This window comes from Salmonella sp. SA14318 (assembly GCF_029866905.1).
GTDB lineage: Bacteria > Pseudomonadota > Gammaproteobacteria > Enterobacterales > Enterobacteriaceae > Salmonella > Salmonella enterica.
The window spans coordinates 3359840-3378087 of the sequence record NZ_CP123282.1; the positions used below are offsets into that span (position 1 = coordinate 3359840).

Annotated in this window: 21 protein-coding genes and 1 other RNA gene; 10 read left to right on the plus strand and 12 right to left on the minus strand. The window is 52.8% G+C overall.

Translation table 11 applies throughout. The features are described from left to right. Nucleotides 1-46 precede the first annotated feature (46 nt). From tomB to QEN32_RS16170, 4 genes are all read left to right on the plus strand, one after another. Complete coding sequence (tomB, locus tag QEN32_RS16155) at nt 47-421, plus strand: Hha toxicity modulator TomB (protein WP_000344807.1); 375 nt, start codon at nt 47-49, stop codon at nt 419-421. 27 nt (nt 422-448) lie between these two features. After that, a complete protein-coding gene (locus QEN32_RS16160; protein ID WP_001280991.1) occupies nt 449-667 on the plus strand; it encodes an HHA domain-containing protein in 219 nt (72 codons plus the stop codon). Nucleotides 668-845: 178 nt separating this feature from the next. Continuing rightward, nucleotides 846-1397 carry a maltose O-acetyltransferase gene (gene maa / locus QEN32_RS16165; protein WP_001278793.1) on the plus strand — a complete coding sequence of 184 codons (552 nt, stop codon included), beginning with the start codon at nt 846-848 and terminating at the stop codon, nt 1395-1397. Nucleotides 1398-1514: 117 nt separating this feature from the next. Beyond that, the gene (locus QEN32_RS16170; protein WP_000136183.1) at nt 1515-1985 is read left to right on the plus strand and encodes a YlaC family protein; all 471 of its coding nucleotides are present in this window, start codon (nt 1515-1517) and stop codon (nt 1983-1985) included. Nucleotides 1986-2040: 55 nt separating this feature from the next. Here QEN32_RS16170 and ykgO read toward each other — a convergent pair whose 3' ends face one another. Further along, a complete protein-coding gene (gene ykgO, locus QEN32_RS16175) occupies nt 2041-2181 on the minus strand; it encodes a type B 50S ribosomal protein L36 (protein WP_001197749.1) in 141 nt (46 codons plus the stop codon). Between the two features lie 5 nt (nt 2182-2186). Next, nucleotides 2187-2447, minus strand: coding sequence for a type B 50S ribosomal protein L31 (locus tag QEN32_RS16180; protein WP_000801415.1), 261 nt, complete (start codon nt 2445-2447; stop codon nt 2187-2189). Between the two features lie 224 nt (nt 2448-2671). On the opposite strand from QEN32_RS16180, the gene QEN32_RS16185 reads away from it, so the two are divergent. Then, complete coding sequence (locus tag QEN32_RS16185; protein WP_000213145.1) at nt 2672-4222, plus strand: EAL domain-containing protein; 1551 nt, start codon at nt 2672-2674, stop codon at nt 4220-4222. A 49-nt stretch (nt 4223-4271) separates the two neighbouring features. Here QEN32_RS16185 and ffs read toward each other — a convergent pair. Beyond that, nucleotides 4272-4368, minus strand: an RNA gene (gene ffs / locus QEN32_RS16190) — signal recognition particle sRNA small type. An 84-nt stretch (nt 4369-4452) separates the two neighbouring features. Between ffs and QEN32_RS16195 the strand changes: the two genes are divergently transcribed. Next, complete coding sequence (locus QEN32_RS16195) at nt 4453-4842, plus strand: MGMT family protein (RefSeq protein WP_000961286.1); 390 nt, start codon at nt 4453-4455, stop codon at nt 4840-4842. A 32-nt stretch (nt 4843-4874) separates the two neighbouring features. Here the strand turns inward: QEN32_RS16195 and QEN32_RS16200 are convergent, their stop codons facing one another. After that, nucleotides 4875-5444, minus strand: coding sequence for a YbaY family lipoprotein (locus QEN32_RS16200; RefSeq protein ID WP_000779802.1), 570 nt, complete (start codon nt 5442-5444; stop codon nt 4875-4877). A 214-nt stretch (nt 5445-5658) separates the two neighbouring features. On the opposite strand from QEN32_RS16200, the gene tesB reads away from it, so the two are divergent. After that, nucleotides 5659-6519, plus strand: a complete 861-nt coding sequence (tesB, locus tag QEN32_RS16205) for an acyl-CoA thioesterase II (RefSeq protein ID WP_000084176.1) — start codon at nt 5659-5661, stop codon at nt 6517-6519. Between the two features lie 99 nt (nt 6520-6618). Here the strand turns inward: tesB and amtB are convergent, their stop codons facing one another. The 5 genes from amtB to decR all read right to left on the minus strand — a co-directional run bounded on the left by amtB (nt 6619) and on the right by decR (nt 12533). Then, the gene (gene amtB, locus QEN32_RS16210) at nt 6619-7905 is read right to left on the minus strand and encodes an ammonium transporter AmtB (RefSeq protein WP_023206794.1); all 1287 of its coding nucleotides are present in this window, start codon (nt 7903-7905) and stop codon (nt 6619-6621) included. Between the two features lie 31 nt (nt 7906-7936). After that, nucleotides 7937-8275, minus strand: coding sequence for a P-II family nitrogen regulator (glnK, locus tag QEN32_RS16215; protein ID WP_000780341.1), 339 nt, complete (start codon nt 8273-8275; stop codon nt 7937-7939). A gap of 212 nt (nt 8276-8487) precedes the next feature. Further along, nucleotides 8488-10269: a SmdB family multidrug efflux ABC transporter permease/ATP-binding protein gene (locus QEN32_RS16220; RefSeq protein ID WP_079842566.1), complete on the minus strand. Its 1782-nt coding sequence runs from the start codon at nt 10267-10269 to the stop codon at nt 8488-8490. After that, complete coding sequence (locus QEN32_RS16225) at nt 10262-12034, minus strand: SmdA family multidrug ABC transporter permease/ATP-binding protein (protein ID WP_001235560.1); 1773 nt, start codon at nt 12032-12034, stop codon at nt 10262-10264. Before QEN32_RS16225 ends, QEN32_RS16220 begins: the two co-directional genes overlap by 8 nt. Before the next feature lie 40 nt (nt 12035-12074). Beyond that, a complete protein-coding gene (gene decR / locus QEN32_RS16230) occupies nt 12075-12533 on the minus strand; it encodes a DNA-binding transcriptional regulator DecR (protein ID WP_000884593.1) in 459 nt (152 codons plus the stop codon). Between the two features lie 112 nt (nt 12534-12645). Here decR and cdsH point away from each other — a divergent pair, with 112 nt between their 5' ends. Next, complete coding sequence (cdsH, locus tag QEN32_RS16235; protein WP_000987851.1) at nt 12646-13701, plus strand: cysteine desulfhydrase; 1056 nt, start codon at nt 12646-12648, stop codon at nt 13699-13701. Between the two features lie 48 nt (nt 13702-13749). Here the strand turns inward: cdsH and cof are convergent, their stop codons facing one another. Next, entirely contained in the window at nt 13750-14568 is an 819-nt protein-coding gene (gene cof, locus QEN32_RS16240; protein WP_000113030.1) for an HMP-PP phosphatase, read from the minus strand. 100 nt (nt 14569-14668) lie between these two features. Between cof and QEN32_RS16245 the strand changes: the two genes are divergently transcribed. Then, nucleotides 14669-16369, plus strand: a complete 1701-nt coding sequence (locus QEN32_RS16245; RefSeq protein WP_001238174.1) for an SgrR family transcriptional regulator — start codon at nt 14669-14671, stop codon at nt 16367-16369. A 64-nt stretch (nt 16370-16433) separates the two neighbouring features. Continuing rightward, complete coding sequence (gene queC, locus QEN32_RS16250; protein ID WP_000817201.1) at nt 16434-17129, plus strand: 7-cyano-7-deazaguanine synthase QueC; 696 nt, start codon at nt 16434-16436, stop codon at nt 17127-17129. Nucleotides 17130-17234: 105 nt separating this feature from the next. Here the strand turns inward: queC and fadM are convergent, their stop codons facing one another. Together fadM and QEN32_RS16260 are read right to left on the minus strand one after the other, a co-directional pair. Next, nucleotides 17235-17633, minus strand: a complete 399-nt coding sequence (gene fadM, locus QEN32_RS16255) for a long-chain acyl-CoA thioesterase FadM (protein WP_001194543.1) — start codon at nt 17631-17633, stop codon at nt 17235-17237. Nucleotides 17634-17736: 103 nt separating this feature from the next. Then, a complete protein-coding gene (locus tag QEN32_RS16260) occupies nt 17737-18111 on the minus strand; it encodes a helix-hairpin-helix domain-containing protein (protein WP_000680322.1) in 375 nt (124 codons plus the stop codon). Nucleotides 18112-18248 lie beyond the last annotated feature (137 nt).

Below are 18248 nucleotides of genomic sequence, written 5' to 3' on the forward strand. Positions count from 1 at the left end.
CCCGAAGGTGTTCGGTTAGTTTAAGCCACTAAAAAGGGGATGCATTATGGACGAATACTCACCCAAAAGACATGATATAGCACAGCTTAAATTTCTTTGCGAAACCCTGTATCATGACTGTCTTGCAAACCTTGAAGAAAGCAACCATGGCTGGGTTAATGACCCGACCTCAGCAGTCAACCTGCAGCTCAATGAGCTGATAGAGCATATTGCAACTTTCGCGCTTAATTATAAAATTAAGTACAATGAAGACAATAAATTGATTGCGCAGATAGATGAATACCTGGACGACACCTTTATGTTGTTCAGCAGCTATGGTATTAATACGCAGGATTTGCAAAAATGGCGTAAATCGGGCAACCGCCTGTTCCGTTGTTTCGTCAACGCCACCAGGGCTAATCCTGTTAGTTTGTCTTGTTAAAAATTATTACAATCATAGGTAGAATTTATGTCTGATAAACCATTAACTAAAACTGATTATTTGATGCGTTTACGGCGCTGTCAGACAATTGACACTCTGGAGCGCGTCATTGAGAAAAATAAATATGAATTGTCCGACAATGAGCTGGCTGTATTTTACTCAGCTGCGGATCACCGTCTTGCAGAATTGACGATGAACAAACTCTACGACAAGATCCCCTCTTCAGTATGGAAATTCATTCGTTAATCACGCTACATTACTTTTTAGAGAACACGCAGGTGTTATCTGCCTCCTCGTTCTGGCTAATAACACAACGGGCTATTATAGAACAGTGATATAGATCACATACCAATAGCAGGGAACGTTCCCTCTAATACTCTATTATTGCTTCTATTGCGATAATATCCATCAAGGGGAGCGCGCGATGAGTGACGAAAAACAAAAAATGATCGCTGGGGCACTGTATTGCCCGACCGATGAAACTTTATGCCAGGATCGACTGCGGGCGCGTCAACTCATCCATCAATACAATTATACTACGCCTGATGAAATAAATAAGCGTCAGGCGATTTTACGCGACCTGTTGGGTCGATGCGAAGACGCCTATATTGAACCTTCCTTCCGTTGCGACTACGGCTATAATATTTTTCTTGGTCACTCCTTTTACGCTAACTTCGACTGCGTCATGCTTGATGTTTGCCCAATTCATATTGGCGATAATTGTATGCTCGCGCCAGGGGTACATATCTATACCGCCACGCACCCGCTGGACGCCGTCGAACGCAACAGCGGCAGAGAATTAGGTAAACCCGTCACTATCGGAAATAACGTCTGGATAGGCGGACGAGCCGTCGTTAATCCTGGCGTAACCATCGGCGATAACGTCGTCGTCGCTTCAGGCGCTGTGGTGACAAAAAACGTACCGCCAGACGTCGTGGTAGGCGGAAATCCGGCGCGAATCATTAAAAAATTGTAGTCAAAATGATAACTGTTATGCTAATTCGTGGTTAATCTGTTACTTTTTTCACGTTACACCTCCCTTTAAAATGGGCTGTTACTACCCCCTATGTCGCAGAAATCATGAAGGCAAAAGATGACAGAGATACAGCGCCTGCTTAGCGAAACTATTGATGACTTAAACGTCCGTGAAAAACGCGATAACAGGCCGCGTTTTAGTATCAGTTTTATCCGCAAGCATCCTGGGTTATTTATCGCGATGTATGCAGCCTGGTTTGCGACGCTGGCGGTCATGCTGCAATCAGAAACGCTGGTGGGGTCAGTGTGGCTGTTAGTGGTGTTATTTATCGCATTTAATGGCTTCTTCTTTTTCGACATCGCCCCGCGTTATCACTATAACGACATCGATGTGCTGGACCTCCGGGTCTGTTACAACGGCGAATGGTACAACACCCGCTTTGTTCCCCCCACGCTCATTGAGACGATTCTTCAGTCTCCACAGGTGGATAATGAACATAAAGTCCAGCTGCAAAAAATGGTTGCCCGTAAGGGCGAACTTTCCTTCTACGATATTTTTACGCTGGCCCGCGCAGAAGCCAGCCGGTAATAAAAAAGTGCGCACCCTCCCTGGTACGCACTGCTTTCCCTGAACCGTTGGTTTTTTAACGTCTTTTTTTACGCCCCTGAACCGCCTTAAAACGCGGATTTGTTTTACAAATCACGTATAAGCGTCCTTTGCGTTTGACTATCTGGCAATCCGGATGCCGTTGTTTTGCATTGCGAAGTGAGTTTAACACCTGCATTTCATTTACCCCCGTTTAGCGCCGATAAAATGACCAAAACGTTTCTGGAAGCGTGCGGCGCTACTTTCGCTATCAAACGTTTTCTGTCTACCGGTATAAAAAGGATGCGATTTTGATGACACATCAATAGTGACATACGGATATGTCACGCCGTCCAGTTCGATTTCACGTTCAGTTTTGATAGTTGATCCCACTTTCACATATTCATTTGCGCTGGTGTCGTGAAATACGACGGTGCGGTATACAGGATGAATATCAGGTTTCATTGCGCCCTCTCAATTATGTTATAACATAACAATAAAATACGCTATCAACGCTCCTTTTTCAACCGGTAAACATTCACGATCTCTTCCTGGCGGCAAAAGCAACGTGGCGTAACGCGTTAGTCTGGCCCCTGTATCTGTAAAATCGATAAAATAGCTTTATCATTCAAGGGCGCGATTTACGATCGGATATACTTTCTCTACGCTGTGTTTATAAGGACATCACTGTGACAACACGACATCTGGTCAGCCTGGTAACGGGAGTGCTTATCCTGTCTGTCCTTTTCCCGATAGGATTGAGCCTGTGGCTGGCGCACCGTCAAGTTGAAAAAAGGTTTAACGAAGAGCTGGATATCTTCTCGTCCCGGGTGGCGCTACGTACAGAAAGGGTCAGTGACCAGGCAAAAGCCGCGTTAACGCATATTGCCTCCTTTAAAGGCGAGCCCTGCAGCAGCGCCCATTTACTCGCCATGCGCCGCGTGTCTTATAGCTTTCGGTATGTCCAGGAAGTTCTGTATCTTAAAAATTCGATTCCCGTTTGCTCCTCACTTGAAAAAGAGAGCCATATTCCCGCGTTCCCTCCGCCCATGAAAATCACTCGCGACGGTTATCGCGCCTGGTTTACGGCGCAAAACGATCTGGGTATAAAACGCTATATGGCGGCACTCGGGAGCGACAGCTATATCGTGATGATCGACCCGGCGTCCTTTATCGATGTGATTCCGTTTGGCGCATGGCCGATTGACGTCGCTATTATTGGCCGGGAACGCAATACTGTGGTTGCCAGCAGCGGTAACCTTGACCCCGCTATTCTTCCGCTCATTCACCATGAGACGCCCCTGCGGCTGGAAAACCGAGGCATTCAGTATGCTATCCACCCCTTTCCGGAAATGGGTATAACTATCGTAAGCTGGGCACCGACCGCTCCGCTGGAAAGGAGCTGGTATCGACAAGCGTTTATCTGGCTACCGGCGGGCATCGTAACGGGTCTGCTGGCCGCGGCCTTTATTCTGCGTATTTTGCGTCGGCTACAGTCGCCCCGCCACCGTCTCCAGGATGCGATAGACAATCGCGAAATTAACGTACACTATCAGCCTATTGTCTCCCTGAGCAGCGGAAAAATTGTCGGTGCCGAAGCTTTAGCTCGCTGGCAACAGGCGGACGGCACCTTCCTTTCGCCGGAAATTTTTATCGCGCTGGCTGAACAAACCGGGCTCACGGAGCCGCTAACCCGGCTAATCATCGAGACCGTTTTTGAAGACATGGGGAGTTGGTTAAAGTCCCATCCCGAACAACATATTTCAATCAATCTTGAGGCATCCGATCTGGCGTCGGAAACGTTGCCGACGCTGTTAAGCACGCTGCTGAACCGTAGCCAAATTTCTCCGTCGCAAATCGCGCTTGAGTTAACGGAGCGCGAGTTCGCCGATCCGAAAACTAGCGCGCCCATTGTCGCCAGATACCGTAACGCGGGACATTCCATTTATATTGATGACTTTGGCACCGGCTATTCCAGCCTTAGCTACTTACAAAATCTGGATGTGGATGTCCTTAAAATTGATAAATCTTTTGTCGATGCGCTGGAATATAAAAACGTCACGCCGCATATTATTGAAATGGCGAAAACGCTCAAACTTAAGATGGTCGCAGAAGGCATCGAAACGACCAGGCAAGAACAGTGGCTACGCCAGCATGGCGTACATTATGGTCAGGGCTGGTTATACAGTAAACCCCTACCCGCTACGGCATTTATTCTTTGGGCGGAACAGCGGCTATAACGTCGCATAGCAGAAAAGAACAGTGTGGAGAGGCACAAATGGGTGGGGGCCCTGCCAGCTACATCCCGGCACACGCGTCATCTGCCTTGGCTGCTTCCTTCCGGACCTGACCTGGTAAACAGAGTAGCGTTGCGGGAGAACCAACAGAGCCCCCATTGAGAGCGTTGTGAACCAACGCGCAGGCGCATTATCACTGCTATATCGTGCAATTGCAACCCATCAGGCATCGGATGCTGGTTTCTTGCGCATCCGGGCTTTCCTCCCCCCTTATTCCAGATTATCCTGAAGCATTAACGCAGGATTCTATTATGGATATTCAGGACACATTTCCTCAACGCGTCTGGCAAATCGTCGCTTCGATCCCGGAAGGATTTGTCACGACCTACGGTGATGTCGCCCGGCTTGCCGGTTCCCCTCGGGCGGCGCGTCAGGTAGGCGGAGTTTTAAAACGTCTGCCGGAAGGCAGCACTTTACCATGGCATCGGGTGGTGAACCGCCACGGCGCAATATCACTTACCGGGCCGGATCTACAGCGGCAACGTCAGGCATTACTGACGGAAGGCGTGGTGGTGTCGGGAAGCGGACAAATCGATTTACAACGCTATCGCTGGGTATATTAACCCTCTCCGTAACGGAGAGGGTTGGCGCAGGATTAATACTGGGTAGGCGCAGGAACGGCAGAAGACGGATTGACCTGGGTCGGCGAAGTCGATGGAACCGTCGTCGTCGCACCACCGCTGGCCTGCACAGGCACCGCCGTTTGCTGTACCGGTACCAGCGTCAGATCCGCTTTAGTGCCGCCATTGTTAATCACCGGTTTCACGCTATCGGTAATAAATACCAGCTTATTGTCAACGGTGATGGCCGCGCTCAGGAGAATACGCGCGTTAGGTTGAATATCTGATGGGTTAAACGGCAACACAAAACTGAAAGGCGCCTGTTTACCTTCGGTACGTACCGCTTTTTGCGACAGCACCTTAGACGGCGCATCAGCCAGCGAAGCATCTGAAAGCGTCACGGTCAGCACCGCATCTGGCGGCAGAGCGACCTTCTGGCGGATCCAGACGGTACCGGAAACATTGGGTTGCTGAATAGTAGACTGGTTAGCTGTAATCGACATGTTAGGGTTTGGCGCAGGCGTCTGGATATCAGCGCTTTTATCAGCGCAGGCCGCCAGAGATATCGCAACCGCTAAACCACTTACGATGTGCACGAGTTTCATTCAATTCTCCTTATCATCAATGCACCAGCAGGCCTTTCCCCCCGCCGGAAGAGTGGTTAACAGAAACATAACGTGATTAAGTGTGGCACATGTCACTCATTTTTGCCTGGAATTGGTCTGTTATTCAGACTTTTGTACCCATCGGACCACTTGCAAAATTGCGTTATACTCTGCCCTACCTCGCTTCGGCATCGTTGTTACCTGGAGAGTATGTATGAGTCAGACACTGAATAATTTGCTGACACTATTGAATCTGGAAAAAATTGAAGAAGGACTCTTTCGGGGCCAAAGTGAAGACTTAGGGCTGCGCCAGGTATTTGGCGGTCAGGTGGTGGGCCAGGCGCTCTATGCCGCCAAAGAAACGGTGCCGGAAGCGCGACTGGTGCATTCATTCCACAGTTATTTTCTGCGGCCAGGCGACAGCCAAAAACCCATTATCTATGACGTAGAAGTACTGCGCGATGGGAACAGCTTCAGCGCCCGCCGCGTTGCCGCTATTCAGAACGGGAAACCCATCTTTTATATGACCGCCTCATTCCAGGCGCCGGAACCGGGTTTTGAACATCAAAAAACCATGCCGACGGCAGTCGGGCCGGAAGGACTACCGTCAGAAACGGAAATCGCGCAATCGCTGGCGCATTTACTGCCGCCGATTCTGAAAGAAAAGTTTCTCTGCGATCGCCCGCTGGAAATTCGTCCCGTCGAATTTCACAATCCGTTGAAAGGTCACGTCGCCGCGCCTGTGCGTCAGGTATGGATTCGCGCCAACGGCACCGTTCCGGATGACATTCGCGTCCATCAATATTTACTGGGATATGCCTCGGATCTGAATTTCCTTCCCGTCGCGCTTCAGCCTCACGGCATCGGTTTTCTGGAAAAGGGCATTCAGATCGCCACTATCGATCACTCTATGTGGTTCCATCGTCCGTTCAATTTTAATGAATGGCTACTTTATAGCGTGGAGAGCACTTCCGCCTCCAGCGCCCGGGGCTTTGTTCGCGGCGAGTTTTATACTCAGGATGGCGCGCTGGTCGCTTCAACCGTGCAGGAAGGGGTAATGCGTAATCACAATTAAAAAACATGCCGCTATGCGGCGTTAATGGCCTGATGACGCTGCGCTTATCCGGCCTACGGTAGACTGGGTCAGCGCAGCGCCATCAGGCATGTTGCGCAATCACGCGTTATACGCATTCTCGCCGTGACTGTTCACATCCAGCCCCTCGCGCTCCTGCTCTTCCGGTACACGCAGTCCAACAAGGATATCCGCCAGTTTGTAACCAACAAACGCGACAACGCCGGACCAGACGACCGTAATAGCAATACTTTCCAGCTGTACCATCACCTGATGTCCCATCGTAACGCCGTCGACAAAGCCAACGCCGCCCAGCGAACTGGCGGCAAAAACGCCGGTCAGGATACAGCCGACTATTCCGCAAACGCCGTGAACGCCAAATACGTCGCACGGATCATCTACCCGTAGCAGACGTTTAAGCATGGTGACTCCCCACAATCCCGCCAGACCCGCAATAACGCCGATAACCAGCGCGCCGCCAACGCCAACATAGCCACAGGCTGGCGTCACGCCGACCAGACCGGCAATCGCGCCGGAACAGGCTCCCAGCAGGGAAGGCTTACCGCGTAGCGTCCACTCGCCGATAATCCACCCCAGAATCGCGGCGGCGGTCGCCACCACGGTGTTCACAAAGGCCAGCGCTGCTATCTCGTTTGCGCTACCCGCAGAACCCGCGTTAAATCCAAACCAGCCGATATACAGAATCGCAGTACCGGTAAAGACCATCGGCAGGTTATGGGGTTTAAATGCTTCTTTCCCAAAGCCGACGCGTTTGCCAATTAAATAAGCCCCCACCAGCCCGGCGATAGCGGCGTTAATATGCACCACCGTACCACCGGCAAAATCCAGCGCGCCGTGAGCAGCCAGCAGGCCGCCGCCCCACACCATGTGCGCAATCGGGATATAAGAGAGCGTGAACCACACCACGACAAAAATCAGCACCGCCGAAAAACGAATACGCTCCGCCAGCGCGCCGACAATCAGCCCGACGGTAATACAGGCGAAAGATCCCTGAAACGCGACATGAATATACTGATAAATCGTACCCGCTACCGCCGTCAACGCGATATTCTTCAACATCGCCCCATCGGCATTACCGAAGAAATGATTCCCTTCGCCAAAAGCCAGCGAATAGCCGTACACCACCCATAAAATACAGACCAGCGCAAAGGTGACGGTCACTTGCGTTAACATTGACAGCACGTTCTTGGCGCGAATTAATCCGCCGTAAAACAGCGCGATACCCGGTATCGTCATGAACAGCACCAGCGCGGTGCAAATCATCATAAAAGCACTATCCGCTTTATCGGCAACCGCCGGCGCGGCTATCGTTAGCCCAGGCAGCAGCGCCAGTGAAGCCAGTGTGGTTTTTATCATCGCTATCTTCATTTTTTCATTTCCTGTTGCTGTGTGGCGGGTCTTACAGCGCTGCTTCGTCAGCTTCGCCGGTACGAATCCGAATAACGCGCATGAGCTCCGCGACGAAAATTTTGCCGTCGCCAATTTTTCCGGTGTAAGCCGCTTTACTGATGATATCGATCACCTCTTCCAGTTGGTCGTCGGCGATAGCCACATCAATTTTGACCTTCGGCAGGAAATTCACGCTGTACTCCGCGCCGCGATACAGTTCGGCGTGTCCTTTCTGACGGCCAAACCCTTTCACTTCGGTGACGGTCAGTCCCTGAATGCCAATGGAAGAAAGCGCCTCCCGCACGTCCTCCAGCTTGAACGGTTTGATAATCACGGTAACCAGCTTCATAGAACCCTCCAGTCAGAATTAGGTAACGGCTGCCGCCGCGCATGGACTCTTCAGAATGGATATTGCAAAGGATGTGCCAGAAGCTGGCGAGCGAGGAAAAGCGCAGTTAGCGGCGCGTCTTTATATTGACGCGCCCCAAAATCGAAGCAGGGAAAGAAAAACGCACCACGACGGTGCATGATGGGCGAGGCTTTGCCCTGTGGTGCCAAACCTTATGCCGCAGGGCCGGGTTCTTCGTGTACGCTGGCGGCTAACTCCTCGCCAACTAACTGTAATTGATACATTTGCCAGTAGCGCCCTTGCGCCGCCAGCAATTGTTGATGCGTCCCGCGCTCCACCGCCTGGCCGCGATGGAGAACCAGAATGGTATCCGCCTCCACGATTGTCGATAGCCGATGGGCAATAACCACCAGCGTGGTGCGCTCGCGAATCGCCGCCAGCGCCTGCTGTATCGCCTGCTCAGTGCCGGAATCGATGCTAGCCGTCGCCTCATCAAGAATTAATATTTGCGGGGCGTCAACCAGCACGCGCGCCAGCGCCAATAGCTGTTTTTGCCCAACGGACAACGTATTTCCCTGCTCGCCGAGATGCGTATGCAGCCCGTCGCTCAGGCCGCGCGCCAGGTCTGCCAGTTGTACCGTTTCCAGCGCCTGCCACACCTGCGCCTCGGAGACATCGCGCCCCAGCGTCACATTAGCCAGAAAGGTATCCGCCATCACTACCGGGTCCTGTTGAACCATCGCCACGCCCTGGCGTAAAACGCGATGATTAAGAGAGGAGATCTCTCGCCCATCCAGCCGAATTTCGCCTTGTGTCAGGGGGTAATACCCCATTAATAAGCTGGCGAGCGTGCTCTTCCCGCTGCCGGTGTGCCCCACCAGCGCCACAAAGCTACGGGACGGTACTGATAGCGTAATGTCCTGTAAAACAAGATTATCGTCGCGGTAAGCAAACGACAGATGATCAATATCAATCGCCCCGCTTTGTAACGGCCTGTCGTCGCTGCCATAGCGCTGGCGCGGGCGATCCATCAGTTCAAAAACACGCTCTCCCGCCACAACCGCCTGCTGTAGCATGGATTGCTGGGTGGTCAGTTCAATGAGCGGCTCGTTCAGACGTGACAAATAGCTAATGAACGCATACAGCACCCCGACCTCAATCGTGCCGGCAGACGTAAAGCTGAAAAGCATCAACAGACCGCACAAAATGAGCGCAGAAAAGAGGCTAAGCAGCGGACGCAATAAAAAGCCGTCTAAGCGTAGTGTCTGCATCCGCGCCATGTAGTGCGAGCGGCTGGCCTCGCCCATGCGTTCGCCGAAGCGCGCCTGCTGGCGAAACTGCTGGATTACGCTCATCCCGTTGATGATTTCGTTAAAGCCGTCGTTAATATCCGCCAGGTATGCCCGCACGCGGCGTACAATCGGCGTGCTGTAGCGCTGATAAATGACCATCACGGTCAATACCGCCGGAAAAATCAAAATCGCCACCAGCGCCATCCGCCAGTCAAGGCTGAACATAGCGACCAGCATGGCGCCGATCAACGCCGCGCTACGTAATACCGTTGCGACGACCGTGACGTACAGATCGCGGATGACTTCCGTATCGTTGGTCACACGTGAAATTAATTGTCCGACAGGCTGCGTGTCGAAGGCGCTTAGCGGCTGGCGCAAGGCGGCATCCATGACGTCCGTGCGCAAGGACTGAACCACACCAACGGCCGCCCGGTTAAATAATAAAGACTGGGCGTAATGCAGACCCGCCGCCAGAAACTGTAGCCCCACATAGGCGGCCGCCAGCCCCGCCACCTTGCCCAACGGTAAATGGTGGCGGGCCACCATGTTATCAATGAAATAGCTGATCAGCAGCGGACCGCTAACCTCCGCCGCCGCCGCAATCCACAGCATTATCACCGCGACAGAGAGCGGTTTTCGCCATGGCGAGCCATACGCCAGCAACCGTTTCAGCGTCGGCCATAGCTGTCCAAAACTACGCATTCACCGCCTCCTCGCCGCGTTCCGGCGCGTCATCCAGAGCGGCCTCCAGTTGCTGATAGCGATACATATCGCGATACCAGCCAATCTGCTGCGCCAGTTGATCGTGATCGCCGCGCTGAACAACATGACCATGTTGCATAACGATAATTTCATTGGCGTCGGTCAGCGCGGATAAACGATGCGCGCTGATGATGACCGTACGCCCTTCGCCCCACTGGCGCAAATTATGCAAAATCTGATGCTCCGTGCGGCCATCTACTGCAGAAAGCGCATCATCGAGAAGCAGAATTTCCGCATTTAACAGTAGCGCTCTGGCAATCGAGATACGCTGTTTTTGCCCTCCCGATAACATGACGCCACGTTCACCTACCTGCGTGTCGTAGCCCTGAGGCAAGCGGAGAATATCCTCATGTACGCTGGCTAAACGCGCCACCTGTTCAATCTCCTCCTGAGTCGCCTCCGGGCGTCCGAGCGCAATATTATTGGCAATAGAGTCCGAGAACAAAAACGGCGTCTGGCTGACGACCGCCAGTCGGCTACGCCAGCTATCCAGTTGCAGATGCGTCAACGGCATGTCATGGAATCGGATCTCTCCCTGCGTCACATCAAAATGGCGCTGGATAAGCGACAATATTGTGCTTTTCCCCGCGCCGGTCGGACCGCATATCCCCAGCATCTGACCCGGTTTAAGACGAAAGTTCACATTCTCCAGCGCCGGATGCGTCGTTTGCGGATAGCAAAACTCACGAATGGCCGCCGTCAGTTCGCCGCGCCCCGCCGGGACCGGCTCTTCGCCATCCTTAACTACCGGCGCTTCCGCCAGCATGGCGCGGATGCGGCTGTAAGCGGCGCTCCCCCGCTCCACGATATTAAACATCCAGGCCAGCGCCAGCATCGGCCAAATCATCAACCCCAGATACATCATAAAGCTGGTGAGTTCGCCCAGCGTCAGGCTGCCGTTAACCACCATCCAGCTTCCGCCGCTAATCGCAAGCAGGTTCGCCATGCCAATGGCGATGTAAATGGTTGGATCAAAACGCGCGTCAATACGCGCCACGCGCATATTTTTCTTGCCGGTATCTTCGGCATCCGCCGCAAACAGCGAAGACTGGCGGTCCTCCAGACCAAACGCTTTGATCATGCGGATGCTGGTCAGACTCTCCTGCGTGCGGTCGTTCAGGCTGGAGAAGGCGGCCTGCGCCAGTTTGAAATAATCATGCAGCCGATCGCCGTAACGTTTGATCATCAGCGCCATAATCGGCATCGGCAACAGCGCTAATAGCGTTAGCTGCCAGCTAATTTGCGTCGACATGACAATCAGTACCGCGCAGCCCATTACCAGCGAGTCAACCAGCGTCAGAACGCCCTCGCCCGCCGCAAATACGACGCGATCCACATCATTCGTCGCGCGCGCGATAAGATCGCCCGTCCGATGGCGCTGATAAAATTCAGGATGCTGACGACTCAGCTGGCGATAATAATCTTCACGCAGTTCGACGGCTAATTGATAAGAAGCGCCAAATAGCAGCACGCGCCAGACATAGCGCAACAAATAGACCACTACGGCGATCAGGGCAATGGTGCCAATCCACATCGCTATTCGGCCTGGAGTAAAATGCTGTGCGGTTACGCCATCCACGACAATCCCCACCACTTTGGGCGGGATCAGCTGAAGCATCGCAATAAGCATAAGCAGGGCCACTGCGCCAAGATAGCGACGCCATTCCCGGCGAAAGTACCAGCTTAATTGAGCAAATAATCGCACGCGTTATTTCCTGATATGATTTCCGGCAATACCGGGAGAATTATTCAATGGGCAGAGAGGTGGTGTACTTAATCTGTTCCATCGCAAAACTGGAGGTGACGTCTGACAGTCCTGGGACGCTATTGACCAGACGTTTATAGAAGTCGTCATACCGCTTCATGTCGGCCACCTGAACTCGCATCAGATAGTCGTATTCCCCCGCCATCCGCCAGAAGCCAAGCACTTCCGGCATCTCAGAGACGACGGTCACGAACCGACAGTACCATTCACTGCTGTGGTGCTGCGTTTTTATCAACACAAAAGCGGTTAATCCCAGCCCCAGTTTTTCCGGGTCCAGCAGCGCGACCCTGCCAAGCAGGATACCGTCATCTTCCAGGCGTTTAAGCCGCTTCCAGCAAGGCGTTGTCGTCAGATTAACGGCATCCGCCAGCGCCTGCAAAGAGAGGGTACAGTCCTGCTGCAATAAGCAAAGCAGTTTACGGTCAATTTTATCTAACATACCCACTCCATAGAGAATATTTTTCTCCTTACATTGTAATTTAAAGGTCAAATAGCAACAATTTTTTCCGTACTTTTCGCTACTCTTGGCACAAAATGATAAATGGATATTAATGATGAGTAGCAATTGGGTTAAAAATGCCATTAATGAAATTAACGCTGACCACCAGCGCTCGGCGGATACGCATCTTATTCGTTTGCCCCTGTCGGCATTTCCAGGTATCCAGCTTTACCTGAAAGACGAAAGCACGCATCCCACCGGTAGCCTCAAGCATCGTCTGGCGCGCTCGCTGTTCCTTTATGGGCTGTGCAATGGCTGGATTAAAGAAGGCACTCCGATTATTGAAGCGTCATCAGGCTCAACGGCGATTTCCGAAGCCTGGTTCGCGCGTTTACTGGGACTACCGTTCATCGCCGTCATGCCCGCCTGTACCGCAAAACGTAAAATCGAACAGATTCAATTTTACGGCGGCCACTGTCATTTTGTGGAGAGCGCCTGCGAAATTTATGCCGCCTCCGAGCGGCTGGCGCATGAACTGAACGGTCACTATATGGACCAGTTTACCTACGCAGAACGAGCTACCGACTGGCGGGGCAACAATAATATTGCCGACAGTATTTTCCGCCAGATGCGCAACGAACCCCATCCGGTACCGCGATTTATCGTCATGAGCGCCGGAACGGGCGGAACCTCTGCGACGATTGGGCGCTATATTCGCTGCCAGGGCTATGATACTCAGCTCATGGTGGTGGATCCGGAAAATTCCGTCTTTTTACCTTACTGGCAGGATCGCGACGCTTCATTACGCAGCCCGGTGGGCAGTAAGATTGAAGGAATTGGTCGTCCGCGAGTAGAGCCTTCTTTTATTCCGGATGTCGTGGATGAGATGCTGCGCGTGCCGGACGCCGCCAGCGTTGCCACCGCACACTGGCTGGAAACGCAGCTAGGCCGTAAAGTCGGCGCCTCTACCGGCACGAATATGTGGGGAGCGCTGCAGCTTGCGGCCCGGATGCGCGAGGCTGGAGAAACCGGCGCTATCGTGACGTTATTGTGCGATAGCGGCGATCGCTATCTGGATACCTATTACCATCCGTCCTGGGTTAGCGACCATATCGGCGATTTGACGCCGTGGTCAGCGGCCATCGAAAAATTACTTACCGGCGACTAGAAACAAAAAAAAGCCAGACTGAATGTCTGGCTTGCTGGAAGAGATCTCTCATTCGGGGGAATAAGGTAGATGCGGATTGTCCAGCCAATGCGTCAAAAAGTGTGATACCGCTTGATTACCACAATGTCCGATAACCGAAAGGTGTGGCAGCGCGGCGATAAGCTGCGGCATGGCATTGCCCATAATGAGCCCCCGCCCGACGCTGCCCAGCATTTCCCGATCGTTCATCGCGTCGCCAAACGCCATGCAATCTGCCAGTGAAAGCCCTAAATGGTTGCTCAATACCGCCAGCGCCGATCCTTTATTGCACCCCAGCGGTAGCACTTCCAGGCAGTCGACGGCAGAGAAACAGAGGTGCGCGCGTTCTTCCAGCGCCTCATTGAGCTGAATGCGCAAACGGATCAGATCGTCATGATCGCCGCAAAAACAGATCTTCGTCACCTGATGGGCCGGAATACTTTTTATATCGATAACCTGATAACGAAAGCCGCTGTAGACGTGCGCCTGGAGTAGCGCGGGGATCTCCTGGCCTGTAAACCAGCCGTTGTCATTAAACACATGCATACTGGCTCGGGTATCCCAGGCATGATGCATCACCGTATCGGCAACCTGAGGATCGAGATCCTGACGATGCAGCACGTCGCCTTCCAGCGAGTGAATTCGCGTCCCGTTACCGGTAATAAGATAAGCATCCAGTGAAAGCGTCCCCAGAATATGCCGCATTTCCAGCACGTGACGACCCGTAGCGAATGTCAGGGTGATATCGCGTTCGCGCAGACGCGCCAGCGTGGCGATCGTTTCTCTACCCAAATGGTGATCGGGCATTAATAACGTGCCATCCATATCAAATGCTGCCAGACGGGCCATCTCTTTCTCCACACTGTGACGCGGTTAACTTGTTGTTCAGTATTACCTGAGATATACGGAAGTAATAGTGAACAGATAAAAGGAAGTGTTCCGGGTTTCTATGAGGCTACTGAATCGGCTTAATCAATATCAACGCCTCTGGCAGCCTTCCGCCGGGGAAACGCAACATGTCACCGTTAGCGAACTGGCCGAACGCTGTTTTTGTAGCGAGCGCCATCTGCGAACGCTGCTGCGTCAGGCCCAGCAGGCGGGTTGGCTAAGATGGGAGGCGCAGTCCGGGCGCGGGAAACGTGGACGGCTCCAGTTTCTGGTCACGCCGGAATCGCTCCGCACCGCCATGATGGAACAGGCGCTGGAAAAAGGGCAGCAGCTCAACGTACTGGAACTGGCGCAGCTGGCGCCGGGCGAGTTACGGGCGATGCTCCAGCCTTTTATGGGCGGCCAATGGCAAAACGATACGCCGACATTGCGTATTCCCTACTATCGTCCGCTTGATCCGCTGCAGCCGGGTTTCCTGCCAGGCCGCGCGGAACAGCATCTCGCAGGGCAAGTTTTTTCCGGGTTAACGCGCTTCGACCGCGACAGTCAATATCCTTGCGGGGATTTGGCGCATCACTGGAAGGTTTCCGCCGACGGTTTACGCTGGGATTTTTATATTCGCTCCACGCTGCACTGGCATAATGGCGATGCGGTGGATACCGCGCAGCTACACGAACGCCTGGAAAGGCTGCTTACCCTACCCGCGCTAAGCAAATTGTTTATTAGCGTCGCACGGATCGAAGTAACGCATCCTCAGTGCCTGACCTTTCTCCTTCACCGACCTGATTACTGGCTGGCGCATCGTCTGGCGAGCTATTGTAGCGGTCTGGCGCATCCTGACCTGCCGCTTATCGGCACCGGTCCTTTTCGCCTGGCGTTGTTCACGCCGGAACTGGTGCGTCTGGAAAGTCATGACCATTATCACCTCAGCCATCCGCTGCTGAAAGCGATTGAATTCTGGATCACCCCGCAACTGTTTGCCCAGGATCTGGGCACCAGTTGCCGCCATCCGGTGCAGATTGCCATCGGCAAACCGGAAGAGCTGGCGACGCTGAGTCAGGTAAGTAGTGGTATCAGCCTGGGCTTTTGTTATTTAACCCTCAAAAAGGGCTCACGGCTCAACGTACAGCAGGCGCGGCGTCTGATACATATTATCCATCATACTTCGCTGCTGAAAACCTTGCCGGTAGATGAGAACTTGATTATGCCAAGTCAGGGGCTGCTACCCGGCTGGACAATCCCGCAATGGCAGGACGTTGATGAAACGCCATTGCCGAAAAAACTTACCCTGGCGTATCACCTTCCCGTAGAGCTGCATACGATGGCGGAACAGCTTCGACATTACCTGGCGACGCTCGGCTGTGAGTTAACGTTGATTTTTCATAATGCCAAAAACTGGGATAACTGCCCTGCGTTGGCGCAAGCGGATCTGATGATGGGCGACAGGCTGATCGGCGAAGCGCCGGAATATACGCTGGAGCAGTGGCTACGTTGCGATCAGATCTGGCCACATGTCCTTGACGCGCCTGCGTTTTCCCATCTGCAGGCTACGCTTGACGCTCTGCAAATTCAGCCCAATGAAAAAGATCGCCGCGCCGCGCTACAACAAGTTTTTGCCAACCTGATGGATGACGCCACACTTACGCCACTATTTAATTATCACTATCGCATCAGCGCCCCACCGGGCGTTAACGGCGTTCGACTCACCCCTCGCGGCTGGTTTGAATTTAGCGAAGCCTGGCTTCCTCCGCCTTCGCCGTGAAGAAGCTGGTCGGGATTATCCGTACGCGTTACCATATTGGCTTTCGTCATTGATCAGGATAACTATGAAACGCGCCGTTGTTGTATTTAGTGGAGGTCAGGACTCCACCACTTGTCTGGCGCAAGCGCGGCATCAGTATGATGAAGTGCATTGTGTCACGTTTGATTATGGTCAGCGCCACCGCGCAGAGATTGATGTCGCGCGCGCACTGGCGTTAAAACTTGGCGCACGCGCGCATAAAGTGCTGGATGTCACTTTGCTGAACGAACTGGCGGTCAGCAGCCTGACGCGGGATAGCATTCCGGTGCCGGACTATGAACCGAACGCTGACGGTATCCCCAATACTTTCGTACCGGGACGCAATATTCTCTTTCTGACGCTGGCGGCGATTTACGCTTATCAGGTCAAAGCCGAAGCGGTGATCACCGGCGTTTGCGAGACCGATTTTTCCGGCTATCCAGACTGTCGCGATGAGTTCGTCAAAGCGCTGAATCACGCGGTGAATCTGGGCATGGCGAAAGATATCCGTTTCGAAACACCCTTAATGTGGATTGATAAAGCTGAAACCTGGGCGCTGGCCGATTATTGGGGCCAACTGGATTTAGTTCGCGAAGAGACGCTGACCTGCTATAACGGCATTAAAGGCGATGGCTGTGGTCATTGCGCAGCCTGTAATCTGCGCGCTAACGGCCTGAATCATTATCTGTCGAATAAAGCGGCGGTGATGGCGGCGATGAAGCAAAAAACCGGGTTAAGGTGATTGTTTTGCTGGATGGCGGCGCACGCGCCTTATCCGGCCTGGCGATATGCACCATGGTCAATATCGCCAGGCCGGACAAGTTCAACGCCATCAGACTGCGAAGCGTTATTGCACCATCTGTTCCAGCTTTTCACGCAATTCGCCTTCCAGCGGCAGCGCTTTTTGCGTTTTTAAATCAATACAAACAAACGTGATGAGCGCATCGGCCACCACCTGTCCTTCTGGCTCCAGCGTAATCGTCTGGCTTAATACGCCGCTTTTACCGTTAAGCTGTTGTACCTGGCTGGTCACGGTCAGTAGATCGCTCAATACCGCCGGACGACGGTAATTTATATTGATGTTTACCACCACAAAGGCAATATTGCGGGCCGTCATCCACTGAAAGCTGTCGCTGTTTTCCAGCCCATCCCAACGGGCCTCTTCCAGAAACTCCAGATAGCGGGCATTATTAACATGTTGATAAACATCAAGATGATATCCACGAACTTTGATTTGTGTTTGCATAGCGCAATAACCTTACGTTGTTGTTATAAGTAAACGACAAGTACAGAGGTCATAACTGGTATGACCTCTACAGTCTGGCAAATTTTGGCCACTGTGCAAGTGATTACAATGTTAAAACTGCCAGATTACGCTCCACCAGCGCGCTTCCCATTCCCGGCACCTGCTTTAAATCATCCACCGTTTTAAAAGGACCATACTCCTCCCGATAGCTCACAATAGCCTGCGCTTTTTTCAGCCCAACGCCGTTCATCACCCGCGCCAGATCCTCCGCAGACGCGGTATTAATGCTCACCCTGGTACCTTCATCATCGCTGGCTTTAGCAGGTAATGCCGCTTTGGCGGAGGATGAAGAAGGCGTATCCGCTTTTGTTTCCACCGCTGCATTTTTTGCGACAGGCGTCGCCGCCAGCGCGCTATGGGCCATGCCCGCGCAGGTTAAAGAAAGTGTAATAAGCAGTGCTTTAATTCCGTGTTTCATACTGTTTTCTCCTTGTTTGTTAACAGTGCAGCCACGATAGCGGGGCGGAGAAAAACGAACAAACGGCAATTCTCAGAAATGGAAAAGGCCGCGAAAGCGGCCTTTGTGGGATACAACGTTTTGCAATTTTTTGCGAA